This window comes from Pseudarthrobacter sp. Pseusp20 (genome assembly GCF_059492155.1).
This window is the reverse complement of record NZ_CP168521.1, coordinates 3,229,463-3,247,829: the sequence shown is the minus strand read 5'-3', so window position 1 is coordinate 3,247,829 and position 18,367 is coordinate 3,229,463. Positions and strand designations below refer to the sequence as shown.

Sequence of the window (18,367 nt, the reverse complement as noted above, 5' to 3'; positions counted from 1 at the left end):
ACGTGACTTTGCTCACTTCTACGAGTTGTAGAACTCTTCGGTTTCGCCTTGGGGGCAGCGAAGGGGCAAACTTGTAACCATGAGCCACACTTCTGCCGAATCTGTCACTAAAACCGAAGAATCAGCCGAGCAGTTCTTTACCCTCTGGACGGTATTCAAGCGGTCAAAGTCAGTGGTCCGCAGCGCCGATGCCGCCGCCGACTTCGAAGCGCTGCTGGAGCGGCTCGCCGCGGCCGGCGTCACGCACCGGGGCAGCTACGACGTCTCGGCCATGCGCGCCGACGCCGACGTCATGGTGTGGCTCCACGGCCCCAAGCCCGAGGCGCTGCAGCAGGCCATCCGCGACATCCGCCGCAGCCCCCTCTTCGCGGGCACGGAGATCGTGTGGTCCGCCATGGGCGTCCACCGCGAGGCGGAGTTCGCCAAGAACCACACGCCCGCCTACTCGCGGGGCGTCGCTCCGGCCGAGTGGCTGTGCGTCTACCCGTTCGTGCGCTCCTACGAGTGGTACATCCTGCCGGAGGCCGAGCGCGGCAAGATGCTCCGCGACCACGGCCTGCTGGGCAGGGACTTCCCCCAGGTCATCTCCAACACCGTCTCCTCCTTCGCCCTGGGGGACTGGGAATGGATCCTCGGCCTGGAAGCACCCGAACTGGTGGACCTCGTGGACCTGATGCGCCACCTGCGCGCCACGGAGGCCCGCAACCATGTCCGCGAGGAAGTTCCGTTCTACACCGGACGCCGGATCACCGCCGAAGAAGTAGCAGAGGTGCTCGCATGAACCCGCTCGACCCCACACTTGCCACCGCCGTGAACCCCGTCACCGAGGCCGGGCGCATGGCCCCCAAGAATTACGACGCCGTCCTGCTCGCCTCCTTCGGCGGTCCGGAAGGCCAGGAGGACGTCATCCCGTTCCTCCGCAACGTCACGCGCGGCCGGGGGATCCCGGACGAGCGGCTCGAGGAAGTCTCGCACCATTACCGCGCCAACGGCGGCGTGAGCCCCATCAACCAGCAGAACCGGGAACTCAAGGCAGCGCTGGAAGCCGAACTGGCTGCCCGCGGCATCGACCTGCCCGTGCTGTGGGGCAACCGGAACTGGGCGCCGTACATCCCCCAGACCCTGCAGGAAGCGTACGACGCCGGCCACCGCCGGGTGCTGATGCTCACCACGAGTGCCTACTCCTGCTACTCCAGCTGCCGCCAGTACCGCGAGGACATCGGCATGGCCCTGACGGAGACCGGCCTGGACGGCCGGCTGGAAGTGGACAAGGTCCGCCAGTACTTCGACCACCCCGGTTTCGTGGAGCCGTTCGTCGAGGGAACTGCCGCAGGACTGGCCGATGTCCGCGCCAAGCTTGCCGACGCCGGAAGCCCCGACGCGCCCGTCCACATCCTGTTTGCCACCCACTCCATCCCTACCCGGGATGCTGAGGCCGCGGGGCGGTCCGAGGGTGAGCCGCGTGAGTTCGAGGAAGGGTCCGCCTACGTGGCGCAGCACCTGGCCAACGCCGCGGCCGTCATCGGGCGGGTCCAGGATGAAACCGGCCTGACCGCACCGTGGTCCCTGGTGTACCAGTCCCGTTCGGGCGCCCCGCACGTGCCGTGGCTGGAACCGGACATCAATGACGCCATCGAGGAACTCGCCGGGCAGGGCGTCAAGGGCATCGTCATCGTCCCCCTGGGCTTTGTCAGCGACCACATGGAAGTTGTCTGGGACCTGGACACCGAGGCCATGGAAACGTGCGCAAACCTCGGCCTTGCGGCCACCCGCGTCCCCACCCCCGGTACCCACCGCACGTTCGTTAACGGACTGGTGGACCTCATCTGCGAGCGGACGGTGGCCAACAACATCAGCGACCGTCCCGCCCTGACGGATCTTGGCCCCTGGTACGACGTCTGCCGCCCGGGCTGCTGCGCCAACTTCCGCGGGGAAAAACCCACGATTGCAGGAGCCGACACCACCGTGGGCACGGGGCATGACCCTTATCCCTCGGGGGATGCCGGCGAGACGGCGCAGCCGTGACGGTCCGGATTGGAACCCGCGCCAGCAAACTGGCGCTCACCCAGACCCAGCAGACCGCGGACCAGCTCGCCGCCGTCGGGGGTTTCCCGGTGGAACTGGTGCACATCCGCACTGACGGTGACGTCCTCACCGGGTCGCTGTCCCAGATGGGCGGCACGGGCGTCTTTGTTGCGGCCCTGCGCGACGCGCTGCTGCGCAGTGAGTGCGACGTCGCCGTCCATTCGCTCAAGGACCTGCCCACCGGTGCGGCCGTAGGACTCAGCCTTGCCGCCACGCCGCGCCGGGTGGACGTCCGCGACGTCCTGTGCGCCCGCGATGGGTTCAAGCTGGCCGACCTGCCTGCCGGAGCCCGGGTCGGCACCGGGTCGCCCCGCCGCGCTGCACAGCTGCGGGCGGCCCGCGCCGACCTGGACATTGTCGACATCCGCGGCAACGTGGACACCCGCCTGGGCCGTGTTCCCGGCCTGCCAGGCAACTCCACTGACCAAGTGGTCCCCGGGAAATCCTGCGACCTGGACGCCGTGGTTCTTGCTGCCGCCGGCCTTGAGCGCATTGGCCGGCTGGACGCCGTCACCGAGTACCTCGAAACGGACGTGATGCTGCCCGCCGCCGGACAGGGATCACTGGCCATCGAGTGCCGTACTGCCGACGCGCCGCCCAAACCGGGATCGGATGAAGGATCCCGTGAGGTCCTGGCCCAAGCCCTCGCTGCCCTGGACGACCCCGACACCCGCCTTGCCGTGACGGCAGAGCGCGCCCTGCTGGCCCGGCTCGAAGCAGGCTGTGCAGCCCCGGTAGGCGCCTATGCCTACCGGAAGGGCAGCATGCTGCACCTGGAAGCCGTGGTGTGCGCCGTCGATGGCACCGCAACGGTCCGGGACAAGCGCGCCACGGACGGACTCACGGAAGTCGGGGCCACCCTGCTGGGCATCGAGCTGGCCGAAGCGCTGCTTGCCGCCGGAGCCGCCGACATCGCAGACCTGCAGGCGTCCTGACCCGGCGATGACGCAGCCTTCCCGCAGGTCCGGACCGCAGATTCCACCCAGCCAATCCCTGCTGGGCGGAGCCCGCGTCCTCGTCACGCGCAGCCCGGAGCGGTCCGGTGCCCTGGTGGAGGCCCTGGCCGGAGCCGGCGCAATGCCGGTGCTGCTGCCGCTCATCGACTTCGAACGGGCCCCGGACCAGCACGCGCTCGACGTCGCCTGCGACGCCCTGGCGGCAGGGGCCTTCGACTGGCTGGTGGTCAGCAGTGCCACTACCGTGCATGTCCTGATGGAAAAGGCCGCCGAGCGTGGCCTTGGCCTGGGCCAGTTGGTCCCCTCCGGTACCCGGATCGCCGCGATCGGCCCCGCCACGCGGAGGCTGCTGTCGGCGGGCGGGCTGGATGCCGCCCTCACCCCCGCGGGCGAACAGTCGGCCGCCGGCCTCCTCGCGGTATGGCCCGGCGGCGGCAGGATCCTGCTGCCGCAGGCGGACATCGCAGCCGGCACACTGGCAGAGGGCCTCGCTGCCGCAGGCAGCGCCGTCACCGCCGTAACGGCCTACCGCACCGTCGACTATCCGGCGGCAGCCGACCGCAGGCTCGCCGTGCAGCCGGAAGACGGCGACGCCGGCCAGCACCCGCCGTCGTACTCCCTCCTGACGCCCGAAACGGCCGCCGCGGACATCGCCGAAGGGCGCATAGCGGCCGTGATCGCCGCCTCGCCGAGCGCCGTACGCCGTATTTCCGCCCTTGGTCCCTTGGGCGGCTGCCGGCTGGTGGTGATCGGCCGTTCGACGGCGGACCAGGCTGCTGCCCTGGGCCTGGACGTGGCTGCGGTGGCGGCTGAGCCCACACCGGACGGGCTGGTGGCGGCCGTCGCGAAGGCCCTCAACCCGCCCTGACCGCCCCGCCCCGGTATGCCCCCTCAAGCTTCAAGAACAACGCGAAGGACAGGACCCATGACTATCCACAACAAAAGCCACCGCCGCCTGCGCACCACCCCCGCCATGCGCCGGCTGACCGCCGAAACCCGCCTCTCGCCGGCGGAACTCATCCTTCCGGCCTTCATCCGCGAGGGACTGACCGAACCCAACCCCATCACTTCCATGCCGGGGGTGGTCCAGCACACCACCGACACGCTCAAGCGGGCCGCGGCGGAGGCCGTTGAGCTCGGCCTGGGCGGCATCATGCTCTTCGGCATCCCGGAAACCCGTGACGCCGAAGGCTCGGCATCACTCGACCCGGAGGGAGTGCTGAACAAGGCCATCCGGGACGTCCGCGCCGAAGTGGGCGATGACCTGGTGGTCATGAGCGATGTGTGCCTGGACGAATTCACCGACCACGGCCACTGCGGAGTCCTCGACGCCGACGGGTACGTGGACAACGACCGCACCGTGGAGATCTACGCCAGGATGGCCGTTGCACAGGCGGAGGCCGGCGCGCACATGCTGGGCCCCTCCGGCATGATGGACGGCCAGATCGCCGCCATCCGGTCGGCCCTGGATCAAGCCGGATATGCCAACACCTCCGTCATCGCCTACGCCGCCAAGTACGCCTCGGCGTTCTACGGGCCGTTCCGCGAAGCGGTGGACTCACAGCTCAAGGGCGACCGGCGGACCTACCAAATGGATGCCGGCAACCGCACCGAAGCCCTCCGCGAGGTTGAACTGGACCTCGCCGAGGGCGCGGACATCATCATGGTCAAACCGGCCATGAGCTACCTGGACATCGTGGCCGACGTTGCCGCGATGAGTCCCGTCCCGGTGTCCGCCTACCAGATTTCCGGTGAATACGCCATGATCGAGGCCGCCGCCGCCAACGGCTGGATCGACCGCCGCGCAGCCATCACCGAGTCCGTCCTGGGCATCCGGCGGGCCGGGGCCCACATGGTCCTCACGTACTGGGCCGCCGAACTGGCCGGCTGGCTGAAGGAAGCCCGGTGACAGCCGGGCAGGCCGCGGAACCCACCGCGCCGGTGGGGGAGGACCGCATCCTCCTCGGCCTGAACACCTTCGGTGACGTTGGCGAGGCTCCGGACGGCAGCCAGCAGCCGCACGCCCAGGTCCTGCGCCAACTGCTGGAACAGGCGGAACTTGCCGACGCCGTCGGGCTCCATGCCTTTGGCGTGGGTGAGCACCACCGCAAGGACTACGCGGTGTCAGCGCCGGAAGTCTTCCTGGCCGCCGCTGCCGCCCGCACAACCCGCATCCGGCTGGGCTCCGCCGTAACAGTCCTGAGCTCGGATGACCCCATCCGTGTCTTCCAGCGCTTTTCCACTGTGGACGCCATTTCGAACGGCCGCGCCGAAGTGATGCTGGGGCGCGGATCCTTCATCGAATCCTTCCCCCTGTTCGGCCTGGACCTGGCCGACTATGAGGTCCTGTTCGAAGAGAAACTCGAGTTGTTCGACAAGGTCCGCGCGCAAAAGCCCGTGCACTGGGAAGGCCGCACCCGGCCCGCGCTGCACGGCCTGAGCGTCTATCCGCCCCTGGAGCACCACCTGCTGCCCACGTGGATCGGGGTGGGCGGAACACCAGAATCGGTGCTGCGCTGCGCCCAGTACGGCTATCCCATCATCTTTGCCATCATCGGCGGCCAGCCGCGCGGCTTCCGGCCGCTTGCCGACCTCTACCGGGAGGCGATGGCCAAGTACGGGCACCCCATGCAGCAGATGGCCACGCACTCGCCCGGGCACGTGGCCGACACCGATGAGCAGGCCCGGGAAGAACTGTTCCCGCACTGGCTGAAGCTGCGCAACAAGCTCGGCGCCGAACGCGGATGGGGACCGGCCGGCCGGGGAGAGTTCGACGCCCTGTGCTCCGCGGAAGGCGCCCTCTACGTCGGATCGCCGGAAACGGTGGCCCAAAAAATCGTCCGGCTGAAGCGGAACCTGGGTGTGGACCGCTTCGACCTGAAATACAGCAACGGACCGCTGCCGCACGCGGCCATGATGCGTTCAATCGAACTGATGGGCACCGCGGTGGCGCCCCGGGTGGCAGAGCTGCTCGCCGGCTGACTGCGCTTCCGGCTAACTGAGAGAATAGAAACCATGACTTCCAGCAATCCTCGCAACGAGGCACTCTTCGACCGCGCCCGCCAGCTGATGCCGGGCGGAGTCAATTCGCCGGTCCGGGCCTTCGGCTCCGTCGGCGGGACGCCGCGCTTCATGGTCTCCGCCAAGGGGCCCTACCTGACCGACGCCGACGGCAAGGAATACGTGGACCTGGTCTGCTCCTGGGGCCCGGCGCTGCTGGGGCACGCCCACCCGGCCGTGCTGGATGCCGTCCACGCCGCCGTCGACCGCGGCCTCTCCTTCGGCGCTTCCACCCCGGACGAAGCGAACCTGGCCGAAATCGTGAAGGAGCGCGTCCCCGCCGTCGAGCGCCTCCGCATGGTCTCCACCGGCACCGAAGCCACCATGACGGCGGTCCGGCTGGCCCGCGGGTTCACCGGCCGCAACCTCATCATCAAGTTCGCCGGCTGCTACCACGGCCACCTCGATGGACTCCTGGCCGCTGCAGGCTCCGGCGTGGCAACCCTCGCCCTGCCCGGTTCCGCCGGCGTCACGGAAGCCACCGCCGCCGAAACCCTGGTGCTGCCCTACAACGACCTCCAGGCCGTCAAGGAAGCCTTCGCCACGCACGGATCCAATATCGCGGCCGTCATCACCGAAGCGGCGCCCGCCAACATGGGTGTGGTCACCCCCGCCGAAGGGTTCAATGCAGGGCTTTCCCGGATCACCCGCGAGCATGGCGCGCTGCTCATCGTCGACGAGGTCCTGACCGGTTTCCGCACCGGCTACTCCGGCTACTGGGGCCTCACCGGAGGCGCGCCGGATGCCGAGGACCCCTGGACTCCGGACCTGCTCACCTTCGGCAAGGTCATCGGCGGCGGAATGCCGACGGCGGCACTGGGCGGACGTGCCGACGTCATGGACTACCTGGCCCCCACCGGCCCGGTCTACCAGGCCGGAACGCTTTCCGGGAACCCGGTGGCCATGGCGGCAGGTGTGGCAACCCTGACGCACGCCACGCGGGACGTTTATTCCTTCATCGACGTCCGGTCCCTCGAACTGTCCTCCGCGCTGTCCAACGCCCTGGATGCCGCCGGGGTGGACCACTCCATCCAGTTCGCCGGCAACCTGTTCTCGGTGGCCTTCGGAACCTCGGCCCACGGCGTCCACAACTACGCCGACGCCCAGGCCCAGGAGGCGTTCCGCTACGCGCCGTTCTTCCACTCCATGCTGGAGTCCGGCGTGTACCTGCCGCCGTCGGTCTTCGAGGCCTGGTTCCTCTCCGCCGCGCACGACGATGATGCCATGAACCGGATCTACGACGCCCTTCCCGCGGCAGCCAGGGCCGCAGCCGCCGCCCAGGGGTAGGAACAGCGAAAAGGTGCGTCCCGGCGTCGTGAACCTGCCGCCGGGACGAAAAATCCCCGCCTTCCGGACAAATCCCACTGCATGCGAGGGGAAAGTCCGGGAAGCGGGGATTTTCTGTCTGTGCGTGCCTTCGGCCCTAGAGGACGTCCGAGAGGAAGCCCTTGAGCCGGTCCGTCTTCGGGTCGGTGAAGAGCTGCTCCGGCGGACCGGACTCCACCACAACACCGGCGTCCATGAACGTCACGGCGTCGGACACGTTGCGGGAGAAGCCCATTTCGTGGGTTACCACCACCATGGTCATGCCGCCCTTGGCGAGGTCCGCCATCAGCGACAGCACGCCCTTGACCAGCTCCGGGTCCAGGGCAGAGGTTGCCTCGTCGAAGAACATGACCTCCGGCTTCATGGCCAGCGCACGGGCGATGGCCACGCGCTGCTGCTGGCCTCCGGAGAGGTTGGCCGGGCGGGAATCGGCCTTATGCCTCAGGCCCACCAGGTCCAGCTGCTCCAGTGCCTCACTGCGCGCCTCCTCCTTGGAGAGCTTGCGCAGCTTCCGCAGGGCCAGTGAAACGTTTTCCTCCACCGTCTTGTGCGGGAACAGGTTGAACTGCTGGAATACCATGCCGATCCGGCGCCGCAGCTCGTCCGGGTTGTCCTTCAGGACTGACCGCCCGTCCAGCAGGATGTCCCCCTGATCCGGTTCGATCAGGCGGTTCATGACGCGCAACAGCGTGGACTTGCCCGAACCCGACGGTCCAATGACGGACGCCGTGGTGCCCTGGGGAACGTGCAGGTCGATGCCCCGCAGGACGTGGTTGCTGCCGAAGGAAAGGTGGATGTTCTTGGCGCTCAGTGTTCCCGACGCAAATTCGCTCATGCCTGGGCTCCCTTTCCAACGACCGCTGCGGCCTCGTCCGGTTCTTTCTTTTCGGGCCTGCCGGTGCGCAGCCGGGCATCGATCCAGTTCACGAAGTGGGTCAGCGGGATGGTCAGCGCCAGGTAGAAGACGGCTGCCGCCACGTAGGGCGACAGGTTGCCGGTGGTGGCCGCCGCATCCTTGCCGATTTGGAAGATCTCGCGCTCACTTGCCAGCAGTCCCAGGAGGAAGACAAGGGATGATTCCTTGATCAGCGCAATGAACTGGTTGACCAGGGCCGGAAGCACCCGCCGGATGCCCTGGGGCACCACTACAAGGCGCATGGACGCACCGTAGCCGAACCCCAGGGCGCGGGAAGCCTCGAGTTGTCCCTTGTCGACGCTCTGGATGCCGGAGCGGAAGATCTCGCCGATGTAGGCGCCGGACATCAGCGAAAGCGCCGCGACAGCCATCGGGTAGGGGCTCGTGGAACCCGTGAATTCGCGGACGATCGGCCCGAACCCGAAGCCGATGACCAGGATGGTCAGGACCGGCGGGAGGCCGCGCAGGATGTCCGTGTAGATCCGCGCGACCCAGCGCGCTGCTGCGTTCCGGGAGATCCCCATCAGGGCGAGCAGCATCCCCAGGGCTGTCCCGATGATGCCCGAGATGATGGCCAGCACGAGGGTATTCGGCAGGCCGACGGCGAACATCTTGGGGATGACTTCGCCCATCGCCTTCCAGTCAAGGAAGGTGTCAGCGAGTTGCTTGAGGATATCCATGGAACGCCCTGGTTACTTGGCGGCCGGGATCTGGACGGCCTTGCTGCCCGGCTTCCAGCCCTGCGGGGTCTGTTCAGCGGCGGTGGGGCGGTCCTTGTACCACTCGGACGTCAGCTTGGCCCAGGTACCGTCCGCGATGACCGCGTCCAGGCCGGAGTTCAGGGCGTCGATCAGGGGCTGGTTGTCCTTGTTGACGGCGTAGGCGGTGAAGTTCTGGGTGTTCACAACCTTCTCGGCGATCTTGGTGTTGTCGCCTTCCTTGACCTGGCCGGTTGCCTGCTGGGAGGGTGCCACCCAGGCGTCGATCTGGCCGTTCTTCACGTTGCCGTACACGGTGTTGTAGTCCGGGAAACGGACAGGCTCCAGCTTGAGGGTGTTGGTGACGTAGTCGTCCTGGACGGTGCCCTGGACGACGCCGATCCGGACGCCTTCCTTGAGGTCGGCGAAGCCGTTGACCTTGGAGCCGTTCTTGGTCACCACAGCCATGTAGCCGAAGTCGTAGCCGTTGGTGAAGCCAACGGTCTTGCGGCGGGCGTCGGTGGTGGAGATCGAGGAGGATCCGACGTCGAACTGCTTGTTGGCCACCTGGGACAGCAGGGCCGAGAAGTCGGTGGAGGCGAACTCAACCTTGAGGCCCAGCTTGTCGGCAATGGCGCGCAGCAGCTCGTTGTCGTAGCCGGTGAACTTGCCCGAAGGGTCGATGAAGATGTTGGGCGGGGCGTCCGAGAGGGTTCCCACGCGCAGGGTGCCCTCGGTGATGAGGCCCAGCTTGGTCTTGTCGATCTTGTCCACCGGGGTGACGTTGGCGGTGGTGTACTTGTCCAGCGTCTGCTGGTCGCTGCCGGCGAGGGCATCGGTGGGGGTGCCGCTGGGCTGGGAAGACCCGCCGCCGCAGGCTGCGAGGGAAACCGCGAGGGCAAGTGCAACGGGAGCGGTAGTGAGCCACTTCATCGCTTTGATTTTCATCAGGTTGTCACTTTCATATGAGTCATAAGTCGACCGGGCCGCAAGGCAGCGCTGTGGCGCCTGGCACCTGCCCGGTGCTGGTCGAGCCGTCCGGGGCAGGGGTGACCGCAAAACTTTATTGTCTCACTTGCGTGAAGTGAGGGTCCTTGCCGAAGAAGCGCGAGCCCAATCTCGGTTCTGCCAAATGAAATTCTGCCCTTTATGAGGAAGTTGGAGCAGCTTGCGCGCGGTTACCCTCTTCCGGTGAAGGATGCAGGTGCAGGGACTCCGCGGTTTGTGAAGCAGCATGACTGTGACATGCCTCCCAGTTTGGAGTGGCGCGGCTGCGCCTAGAAGCCACCTGCCGTTGCATCCTGCGGCGGCAGCACCGGCCAGTCACCCTCGATCACGGCGGCCGGCTTTGTCTTTCGGAGGTACCCCTGGAAGTCCGCCGCCTGGCTGACCGCCCAGTCCACCTGCAGTTGGTGCAGCTGGCTTGCCGGCATCACCAGCTTGGGGAACTTGCCCGCCATCGCATCGAGGACCCGCAGGGTGGCAAGCGCATCCGCGGCCGAAGTGTGGGCATTGTCCAGGACCACGCCGTACTCCTCGCACAATGCGGTGAGCGTGCGCTTGCCCTTGCGGAACCGGTCAACCTGCTTGTTCATGATGTAGGGGTCAAGGACCGGGAAGCGGCTGAGCTGGGGAATCCCATAGCGGGCGGATTCAGCGGCAAGGACCGTGAAATCGTAGCTCGCGTTGAACGCGATCACCGGGATGGCGGAATCGAAGAGCTCCTGGAGCACCGCGGCGACTTCACGGGTGACCTCGTGCGCCGGGCGGCCGTCCCGCCTGGCCTGTTCGGTGGTGATGCCGTGGACGTCACTTGCCTCGGTGGGGATTTCCACGCCGGGATCAGCCAGCCACTCGTGTTCCTTGATGACCTGGCCTTGGTGGTCCACCACGGTGATTGATGCGGTGACGATTCTTGCCGCCCGCGAATTGCGGCCGGTGGTTTCCAGGTCGAAGGCTGCGCGGGGAAGGGTGTTCCAGGAACTCATGCTTCAACGCTAAAGGGACCCACTGACAAATCCGTGGAACGCCACTGCGGCTAGATTGGATCAATGCGGAATGAGTACGTCCAAGCGGTCCTTGCCGTCGTAAGGCTGGTACCGCCAGGGTCCGCAGTGTCGTACGGGGATGTGGCCGAGCTCCTGGGTTCGGGCGGACCGCGCCAGATCGGTTCCGTCATGAGCCACCATGGCGGCGGCGTTCCCTGGTGGCGCGTCCTGAAGGCCAGCGGCCACGCGCCCGAGGGGCATGAGGCCGAGGCCCTCCTCCTTTACCTTGAAGAGGGCACCGCGCTCCTTGGCGACTTCAGTTCGTACCTCCGGACCGGGGAGGGCCGGTGGCGGGTTGACCTGGCGGCCGCCCGCTGGGCACCCACGGAGAGTGATTTTGACAGTATCGACGCAATTGCCGGGCAACTGGAGCGCAGCCTCCACAGATTGTCGGTGGCTGATGATGGAATGATTTTGTGACCGTAACAATTCCTTTGACCGGCCCCTGGGACCCGCAGCGGCAGGCGCCGGGGACAGGCCAGCCCCACACGGGGCAGGAGCAGGCTTTTCCCGACGCAGGGACCCCGGACAGCGGCAGTGGCCTGCCTGCTGTCCCTGCCCTCCGGTTGCTGCCCCCGCGACGGGTGCACGTGGAAGCCCTCCGGCTCACGCCGGACCAGCAGGCCGCAGTTGACGTGGCACAGGGTTCCGGGCCCGTCCTGGTCCCGGGCGCACCGGGCACGGGAAAGACCACCGTCCTGGTCGAGGCCGCCGTCCAGCGGGTCTTCCGTGACGGCGTCGACCCCGAGCGCATGCTGATTCTCGCGCCCACCCGCCTTGCTGCCGATTTCCTGCGCGACCGTTTTACCGCCCGGCTGGACAGGAGCCTCAGCACCACCCCCGCCAGGACGTGGGCCTCCTACGCCTTCGACCTGATCCGCCGTGCCAAGGCCGAGGGCGTCATCCCGCTTTCCAGGCCGCCGCGGCTGCTGTCCGGCCCGGAGCAGGACCTCATCATCAGGGAACTCCTCGAAGGCCACAGGCTTCCCGGCCTTGAACTGCCCTGGCCCGCCGATCTTGAGGGGGCACTGGAAACCCGCGGCTTCCGCCAGGAAGTGCGGCAGCTCTTTGACCGCATCATCGAATCCGGCCGCACGGCCGGGGACCTTGTCCGGTTGGCGGATGAGTGCAACCGGCCCGATTGGAAAGCCGCAGCTGCGCTGTATGCCGAGTACCGCGACGTCCTTGACCTGCGGATGCCCGAGGCCTTCGATCCCGCCGGGATCATCACGGCCGCCCGGCAGATCTTTCAGGACGCCCCGGATTTCCTCGCCGCGGAACGTGCCCGGCTGCAGGTTGTCCTGGTGGACGATATCCAGGAAGCAAACCCCGCTATCTTTGAGCTGCTGGCAGATATCGCCGCCGGCAAGGACTGCTACGTGACATCGTCCCCGGACACGGTGGTCCAGGGTTTCCGGGGAGCCCGTCCCGACCTCGTGGCGGAGCTGCCCCGGCTGCTGTCAACCCGGACGCCTGTCCTGGAGCGCCCGTTGTGGCACGCCCACGGCCTGGCGCCCCGCCTGGCCGAGGCGTGGCAAAACGTCGCGGGCCGCATCTCGCAGCGCGCAGGCGGCCAGCTGGCACGGCGCCTTGAACCGCCGGTGTGGCCTGGACAGGCCGAAGGCCCCGCGCGCCCCGGACCTGCCGTTCCCGGGAACGTCGAGGCCCATCTGGTCCCCACTCCGGTGCATGAGCTCCGGTATGTTGTACAGCGGATCCTGGACCAGCACATCAACCACAACCGCGATCTCGCGGATATTGCAGTCATCGTCCGCAACGGCGGCCAGGTCAGCGAGTTGCAGCGTTATCTCTCCGGGCAGGGCATTCCGGTGCGAGTGCCTGTGGCCGAATCGGCGGTCCGGGACGAAGTGGCTGTCCGGCCCCTGCTGGATGCTTTCGCCATTGCGTTGGATCCCAAGCTGCTGACACCCGAGGCCGCAGTGTCACTTCTCACCTCCCGCATCGGTGGTGCCACCTCCATCGAACTGCGCAGGCTCCGGCAATCGCTGCGGCGCGAGGAACTCCTGGGCGGCGGGGGCCGCGCCAGCGATGTGCTGCTGGTCGAGGCACTGCTTGAGCCCGGCGCGCTGGGTGCACTGGGTATCGAGGGCCGCGCCGCCCGCCGGACTGCCCGGATGATCCAGGCCGGGCGGGAAGCCGCCCACCTGCCCGGTGCCAACGCCGAGTCGGTGCTGTGGGCGCTCTGGAACTCCACGGGGCTCTCATCGGTGTGGACGGCCACCGCTTTGTCGGGCGGCCCGCACGGGGCCCGGGCTGACCGCGACCTGGACGCCATGATGGCGCTGTTCCACACAGCGGAGCGCTACGTGGACCAGATGCCCGGCGCGGGCCCCGAACAGTTCCTGGAGTACCTCCTGAACCAGGAGCTTCCCATGGACACCCTCGCCGCCCGCGCCCAGGTGGATGATGCCGTGGAGTTGATGACCCCCGCCAGTGCCGCCGGGCGGGAATGGCCCGTCGTGATAGTTGCGGGGCTGCAGGAGGGGGTGTGGCCCAACACAAGGCTCCGCGGTGAACTGCTCGGCAGCACGCTGTATGCGGATGCCGTGGAACATGGTCCGGAGTATGCCCTCCAGCGGGACCCCTTGAGCCGCCTCCGGGACATCCGCTACGACGAACTCCGGAGTTTCTCCACGGCGGTGTCCAGGGCACGGGAGCTGCTGGTTTGTACCGCAGTCTCGTCGGAGGACTGCCAGCCGTCATCCTTCCTGGACTTCGTTGCGCCCCTGGGCGCGGGGGAGGAGGGGCGGGCGTTCACCCAGGTGGAACGGCCCATGACGCTGCGTGCTCTGGTCGCCGAGCTCCGGCAACATGCCCAGCTGGAGGGGACAGCCCAGGCAGCAGAAGCCGCGAGGGTTCTGGCACATCTCGCTGCGCAGGACCCTGCCGTGGCCGGAGCGCACCCGGACAGCTGGTGGGGACTTGCCCCTTTGACCTCCTCGGAGGCGGTGGTCCCGCCCGGCGGGACGGTGTCCGTTTCCCCCTCAAAGGTGGAGACCGTCCAAAAGTCGCCGTTGGACTGGTTCGTCCAGGCAGCCGGCGGGGAAGCAGCAACGGACTTCGCCCGGAGCCTGGGCACCCTGGTGCACGCGATCGCGCAGGACATGCCGGACGCGTCCGGATCAGAGTACGTTGCTGAACTCGTGCGGCGCTGGCCTGCGCTGGGCATGAAGGACAACTGGGAGGGAAAGCTGGACTTCCAGCGTGCTGAAGCCATGGTGCGCAAGCTTGCGCAGTACGTGCTTTCGATGAGGAGCGAAAACCGCAGCCTGCTGGGCGTGGAAAAGGACTTTGAAGTGGCCCTTGGCCAGGTGGCAGTGGACGATGCTCCGCCGCGTGAAGCGGTGCTCCGCGGCCAGGTGGACCGTTTGGAGATCGACGCCGAAGGGCGGCTGGTGGTGGTGGACCTCAAGACCGGGAAGCGGCAGCCAGGCAAGGACGATCTGTCCCGCCACCCACAGCTCGGCGCATACCAGGCGGCAGTACTGGCGGGCGGTTTCGATGCCGGCGCTGACGGGGACCGCCCCAGGTCCGGCGGGGCCGTGCTGGCACAGCTGGGGACTGGAGCCATCAATCCAGCCATCCAGCAGCAGGAACCACTCGACCCGCAGGAGAACTGGGCATTGGACATGGTGGAGGAGGCGGCCGCCGTGATGGCCGGCAAGGAGTTCGTTGCACGGCATGACCCTGCCAAGGGCAGCCATGGCGGCCATGGCTGCCGGCTCCCTGAGGTGTGCCCCCTGTGCGCGCGCGGAAGGCAGGTGACCGAATGAGCGGGGTGCCGGCAGCCGCGGAAGCCGCTCCGGCGGTGCGCTTCAGCCCCGAAGAACTGTCTGCGCTGCTCGGAGAAAGAAATACCCCAACGCCTGAGCAATCAGCGATCATCTCCTCGCCGCTTGCTCCGCGGCTGGTCATCGCGGGAGCCGGATCGGGAAAAACCGCCACCATGGCCGACCGGGTGGTCTGGCTCGTGGCCAACGGGTGGGTCACCCCTGAGGAGGTCCTGGGCGTGACCTTCACCCGGAAGGCGGCCGGCGAACTTGCCAGCCGGATCCGGTCAAAGCTCCTGGCCCTGCAGCGTCTTGCGGCGAAGGAGGCCGGGAAAGGCGTCTTTCCGGAGGCCCTGGGCAGCAGTGACGCCCTTGAGCCCAAAGTGTCCACCTACCATTCGTTCGCCAGCGGCATCGTCTCCGACTACGGGCTGCGGCTCGGGGTGGAGCGGGACGTGGTTCTGCTGGGCGGTGCGCAGGCCTGGCAGCTGGCCAGTGAGGTGGTTGAGGCCTACGACGGCGAATACGCCCACTTCCGGGCCGCCAAGTCCACATTGGTGAAGGCCGTCATTCAGCTGGCGGGGGAATGCGCGGAACACCTTCAGGAGCCTGAGGACGTCGAAGCGTGGCTCATGGCCCGCCTTTCGGAGTTTGATTCACTGCCCTACGTGGCCGGAAAGAAAAGGAACCCGCCCAAGGCGGCACTGGACCTGGGTGGAATGCTGCGGACCAGGGCAAGCGTCGCTGACATGGTGGGCCGCTACGCCGCAGCCAAACGGGCCCGCGGCGCACTCGATTTCGGCGACCTGGTGGCCCTCGCCGCCAAGGTGGCGCAGGAGGTCCCGCTGGCTGCCCAGATGGAGCGCCAGCGGTACAAAGTGGTCCTGCTCGACGAGTTCCAGGACACCTCATACGCGCAGTTGGTGCTGTTTTCCCGTCTGTTCGGCGGCGGCCACGCCGTGACAGCGGTCGGGGACCCCAACCAGTCAATCTATGGTTTCCGTGGCGCTTCCGCGGGCCAGTTGTTCCACTTCGTCCGCGAATTTCCCGTCCGGACCAACGCACCGGACGAGGCACCGGGCTGGGCGCCTGCCCCCACCTCATACCTCACAACGGCCTGGCGGAACGGCCGGTCGATCCTGGCCGCAGCAAACGTCATGTCGCAATCCCTCGGCCGGTCAGCGGCCCACAAGGGACCTGCCGGGGACAGGGCAGCAGCTGCGGACGTGCCCCCGCTGCAGCCGAGCCCCCATGCCGTGGACGGAACGGTGGTGCTGGGCCGTTTCGCCAGCGACGTGGAGGAAGCTGCAGCCCTGGCTGACGATGTCCTGAAATACCGGGTGACAGACTTCGAACTGAAACCTGACGGTGTGCCCGAGCCGCCGGCCCTAGCCGTGCTGTGCCGCAGGCGCGCCCAGATGGAAACCGTCCGGCGGCAGTTCGAGGCCCGGGGGATCCCTTACGAAATCGTCGGTCTTGGCGGACTCCTGGACACCCCGGAGATTGTTGACCTGGTGGCCACCCTCCGCGTGCTTGCCGATCCGGGGCGGTCTGATGCCCTGATGCGGCTGCTCGCGGGTGCCCGATGGCGGATAGGTCCTGCCGACCTCATGGCCCTGCGCGATTGGTCGAGCCAGCTGGCAAGGAGGCGGGGGCGGGCTGCGCAGGAGTTCGACGCCGACACCCGGGACGGTGACAGCGATGAAGCAGGCGTCCCCGTCCTCGAGGGTGACCTTACCGACGGCGCCAGCCTGGTGGAGGCCCTGGACTTCCTGCCGCGTGACGGGTGGACGTCGCAGAATGGCCGCATCCTCAGCGCTGCGGCCCGCAGCAGGCTGGCCCGGCTGTCTGCCGAGTTGCGGCAACTGCGCGGATACCTCGGCGATGACCTCACCACGCTCCTGGGCGAGGTGGAGAGGGCCATGCTGCTGGACATCGAAGTGGCAGCGCGCCCGGGGATCAGCATCCACCAGGCCCGCCGCAACCTCGATGCGTTCCAGGATGCCGCCGCCGGGTTCCTGCGCACCTCCCAGAGAGTGGATATCCTCGCTTTCCTGTCCTGGCTGGAGGCTGCTTCAGCGGAAGAAAACGGGTTGGAAGCGCCTGCCAGTGACGTGAACCGGGAGGCCGTGCAGCTGTTGACGGTCCACGCTTCCAAGGGCCTGGAATGGGATGTTGTGTTTGTCCCCGGGATGAATGCCGGCGCCTTCCCCAGCGACAGGGACTCCCGCTGGAGCAGCGGTTCCGCCGCGCTGCCCTGGCCGCTGCGCGGGGACCGGGCCGACCTTCCGCAGTGGGACCTCGACCAACCGGACCAGAAAGGCTGGCTGGACGCGGAGAAGGACTACAAGGCCGGGGTGCAGGCCCACGGCGAATCGGAGGAACGGCGGCTGGCGTACGTCGCCTACACCAGGGCCAAGCATGTCCTGTGGGTGTCCAGTGCCGCCTGGGTGGGCTCACGGGCGGGGCGGGCGGAGATGTCTCCATTCCTTGCGGAGCTGGAAGTCCTGGCGCAACCGGCTGACGGCGCGGGAAGTCGGGAGGCTGTGGTCCACCCGCTGTCGCTGGAGGAGGCAGCGCTGCCCCTGCAGAGTCCGTTGACACTGGAAACAGAAGAAGCAACCTGGCCGTACGACCCCCTTGAAGGGCCCGTGGACCCACGCAGCGGTGAGCGCCTTCGGTTGGCCCGCGGGCGAAGGACGGCCATGGAGTCGGCGGCCCAACGGGTGCTCGGCATCCTGTCCACCGGCGGGGGAGCGCTGGTGCCCGCGGAGCGGTCCGTGCCGCAGCCCGGCCTGACGGGAGCAGCGGCCGGCTGGGCACGCGAAGCCGCGTTGCTGCTGGAGCGCAGGGCCAGAAGATCCAGTGGACAGGATGTGCACCTGCCTACCCACATCTCTGCTTCCACCCTGGTTGACCTCCGGGATGACCCTGAGGCGGTGCTGGGGCGCCTGCGCCGGCCGATGCCCCGGGAACCGGGCATGTCGGCCCGGAAGGGCACCGCTTTCCATGCTTGGGTGGAGGAATATTTTGGCAGGGCCGGAATGCTGGACCTCGGCGAAGCGCCCGGTTCGGACGACCATATCGATGCTGCCTACGATTTGGATGAGATGGTGGCTACGTTCAAGGCTTCCCCTTGGGCTGAGCGGAACCCGGCCTTCGTCGAGGTCCCGGTGGAAACCAGGGTTGGGGAGGTTGTGGTGCGGGGCCGGGTGGACGCCGTATTCCGTGACGCCGATGGCCGCTGGGACCTGGTGGACTGGAAAACCGGCCGCCGGCCGTCCGCGGAGCAGCTGAAGACCCGTTCGATCCAGTTGGCGGTGTACCGGCTGGCGTGGGCACGCCTGAAGGATGTTCCCCTGGAGGACGTGCGGGCTGCATTCTTCTACGTGGCTGACAACGCTGTGGTGCGGCCGCACGATTTGGGGTCGGCCGACGAGCTGGAAGGAATCGTTGCCGCTGCGCTTAGCCGGCCTTGAGTGGGACT

Annotated in this window: 14 protein-coding genes; 10 read left to right on the top strand and 4 right to left on the bottom strand. The window is 67.6% G+C overall.

Annotation, left to right across the window (positions count from 1 at the left end; translation table 11 throughout):
* Positions 1–79 precede the first annotated feature (79 nt).
* Genes hemQ through hemL form a run of 7 tightly spaced genes read left to right on the top strand, consistent with a single transcriptional unit; the run spans position 80 to position 7,388 of the window.
* Positions 80–781 (top strand): hydrogen peroxide-dependent heme synthase, encoded by a 702-nt coding sequence (gene hemQ, locus ACEN9K_RS14935; RefSeq protein WP_495634603.1) that lies wholly within the window; start codon positions 80–82, stop codon positions 779–781.
* Positions 778–2,025 (top strand): ferrochelatase, encoded by a 1,248-nt coding sequence (locus ACEN9K_RS14930; protein WP_134163770.1) that lies wholly within the window; start codon positions 778–780, stop codon positions 2,023–2,025. Before hemQ ends, ACEN9K_RS14930 begins: the two co-directional genes overlap by 4 nt.
* On the top strand, positions 2,022–3,020 hold the full coding sequence (gene hemC, locus ACEN9K_RS14925) for a hydroxymethylbilane synthase (protein ID WP_018768564.1): 999 nt from the start codon (positions 2,022–2,024) through the stop codon (positions 3,018–3,020). Before ACEN9K_RS14930 ends, hemC begins: the two co-directional genes overlap by 4 nt.
* A 7-nt stretch (positions 3,021–3,027) precedes the next feature.
* Positions 3,028–3,909, top strand: a complete 882-nt coding sequence (locus ACEN9K_RS14920; RefSeq protein ID WP_495634602.1) for a uroporphyrinogen-III synthase — start codon at positions 3,028–3,030, stop codon at positions 3,907–3,909.
* A gap of 57 nt (positions 3,910–3,966) precedes the next feature.
* Positions 3,967–4,950 (top strand): porphobilinogen synthase, encoded by a 984-nt coding sequence (gene hemB, locus ACEN9K_RS14915; RefSeq protein ID WP_495634601.1) that lies wholly within the window; start codon positions 3,967–3,969, stop codon positions 4,948–4,950.
* Positions 4,947–6,023 (top strand): LLM class flavin-dependent oxidoreductase, encoded by a 1,077-nt coding sequence (locus tag ACEN9K_RS14910; protein WP_018768561.1) that lies wholly within the window; start codon positions 4,947–4,949, stop codon positions 6,021–6,023. The genes hemB and ACEN9K_RS14910 overlap by 4 nt, the downstream gene beginning before the upstream one ends.
* Before the next feature lie 33 nt (positions 6,024–6,056).
* Positions 6,057–7,388, top strand: coding sequence for a glutamate-1-semialdehyde 2,1-aminomutase (gene hemL / locus ACEN9K_RS14905; protein ID WP_018768560.1), 1,332 nt, complete (start codon positions 6,057–6,059; stop codon positions 7,386–7,388).
* A 136-nt stretch (positions 7,389–7,524) separates the two neighbouring features.
* Here hemL and ACEN9K_RS14900 read toward each other — a convergent pair whose 3' ends face one another.
* The 4 genes from ACEN9K_RS14900 to ACEN9K_RS14885 all read right to left on the bottom strand — a co-directional run bounded on the left by ACEN9K_RS14900 (position 7,525) and on the right by ACEN9K_RS14885 (position 11,029).
* Positions 7,525–8,262: an amino acid ABC transporter ATP-binding protein gene (locus tag ACEN9K_RS14900; protein WP_018768559.1), complete on the bottom strand. Its 738-nt coding sequence runs from the start codon at positions 8,260–8,262 to the stop codon at positions 7,525–7,527.
* Positions 8,259–9,023, bottom strand: a complete 765-nt coding sequence (locus ACEN9K_RS14895) for an amino acid ABC transporter permease (RefSeq protein ID WP_018768558.1) — start codon at positions 9,021–9,023, stop codon at positions 8,259–8,261. The genes ACEN9K_RS14900 and ACEN9K_RS14895 overlap by 4 nt, the downstream gene beginning before the upstream one ends.
* Before the next feature lie 12 nt (positions 9,024–9,035).
* The gene (locus ACEN9K_RS14890) at positions 9,036–9,989 is read right to left on the bottom strand and encodes an ABC transporter substrate-binding protein (RefSeq protein ID WP_018768557.1); all 954 of its coding nucleotides are present in this window, start codon (positions 9,987–9,989) and stop codon (positions 9,036–9,038) included.
* Between the two features lie 329 nt (positions 9,990–10,318).
* Positions 10,319–11,029 carry a 3'-5' exonuclease gene (locus ACEN9K_RS14885; RefSeq protein ID WP_018768556.1) on the bottom strand — a complete coding sequence of 237 codons (711 nt, stop codon included), beginning with the start codon at positions 11,027–11,029 and terminating at the stop codon, positions 10,319–10,321.
* 63 nt (positions 11,030–11,092) lie between these two features.
* On the opposite strand from ACEN9K_RS14885, the gene ACEN9K_RS14880 reads away from it, so the two are divergent.
* The 3 genes from ACEN9K_RS14880 (at position 11,093) to ACEN9K_RS14870 (ending at position 18,359) form a co-directional block, all read left to right on the top strand.
* Complete coding sequence (locus ACEN9K_RS14880) at positions 11,093–11,509, top strand: MGMT family protein (protein ID WP_018768555.1); 417 nt, start codon at positions 11,093–11,095, stop codon at positions 11,507–11,509.
* 122 nt (positions 11,510–11,631) lie between these two features.
* The gene (locus ACEN9K_RS14875; RefSeq protein WP_043424791.1) at positions 11,632–14,883 is read left to right on the top strand and encodes an ATP-dependent helicase; all 3,252 of its coding nucleotides are present in this window, start codon (positions 11,632–11,634) and stop codon (positions 14,881–14,883) included.
* Positions 14,880–18,359 (top strand): ATP-dependent helicase, encoded by a 3,480-nt coding sequence (locus tag ACEN9K_RS14870; protein ID WP_018768553.1) that lies wholly within the window; start codon positions 14,880–14,882, stop codon positions 18,357–18,359. The genes ACEN9K_RS14875 and ACEN9K_RS14870 overlap by 4 nt, the downstream gene beginning before the upstream one ends.
* Positions 18,360–18,367: the final 8 nt, after the last annotated feature.

What these genes read in the sequence shown, in the direction of transcription:
- ACEN9K_RS14885 (WP_018768556.1), bottom strand. Translation starts at nt 11,029, where the DNA reads ATGAGTTCCTGGAACACCCTTCCCCGCGCAGCCTTCGACCTGGAAACC.
- hemB (WP_495634601.1), top strand. Translation starts at nt 3,967, where the DNA reads ATGACTATCCACAACAAAAGCCACCGCCGCCTGCGCACCACCCCCGCC.
- ACEN9K_RS14930 (WP_134163770.1), top strand. Translation starts at nt 778, where the DNA reads ATGAACCCGCTCGACCCCACACTTGCCACCGCCGTGAACCCCGTCACC.
- ACEN9K_RS14900 (WP_018768559.1), bottom strand. Translation starts at nt 8,262, where the DNA reads ATGAGCGAATTTGCGTCGGGAACACTGAGCGCCAAGAACATCCACCTT.
- hemQ (WP_495634603.1), top strand. Translation starts at nt 80, where the DNA reads ATGAGCCACACTTCTGCCGAATCTGTCACTAAAACCGAAGAATCAGCC.
- ACEN9K_RS14895 (WP_018768558.1), bottom strand. Translation starts at nt 9,023, where the DNA reads ATGGATATCCTCAAGCAACTCGCTGACACCTTCCTTGACTGGAAGGCG.
- ACEN9K_RS14880 (WP_018768555.1), top strand. Translation starts at nt 11,093, where the DNA reads ATGCGGAATGAGTACGTCCAAGCGGTCCTTGCCGTCGTAAGGCTGGTA.
- ACEN9K_RS14890 (WP_018768557.1), bottom strand. Translation starts at nt 9,989, where the DNA reads ATGAAAATCAAAGCGATGAAGTGGCTCACTACCGCTCCCGTTGCACTT.
- ACEN9K_RS14870 (WP_018768553.1), top strand. Translation starts at nt 14,880, where the DNA reads ATGAGCGGGGTGCCGGCAGCCGCGGAAGCCGCTCCGGCGGTGCGCTTC.
- ACEN9K_RS14920 (WP_495634602.1), top strand. Translation starts at nt 3,028, where the DNA reads ATGACGCAGCCTTCCCGCAGGTCCGGACCGCAGATTCCACCCAGCCAA.
- hemL (WP_018768560.1), top strand. Translation starts at nt 6,057, where the DNA reads ATGACTTCCAGCAATCCTCGCAACGAGGCACTCTTCGACCGCGCCCGC.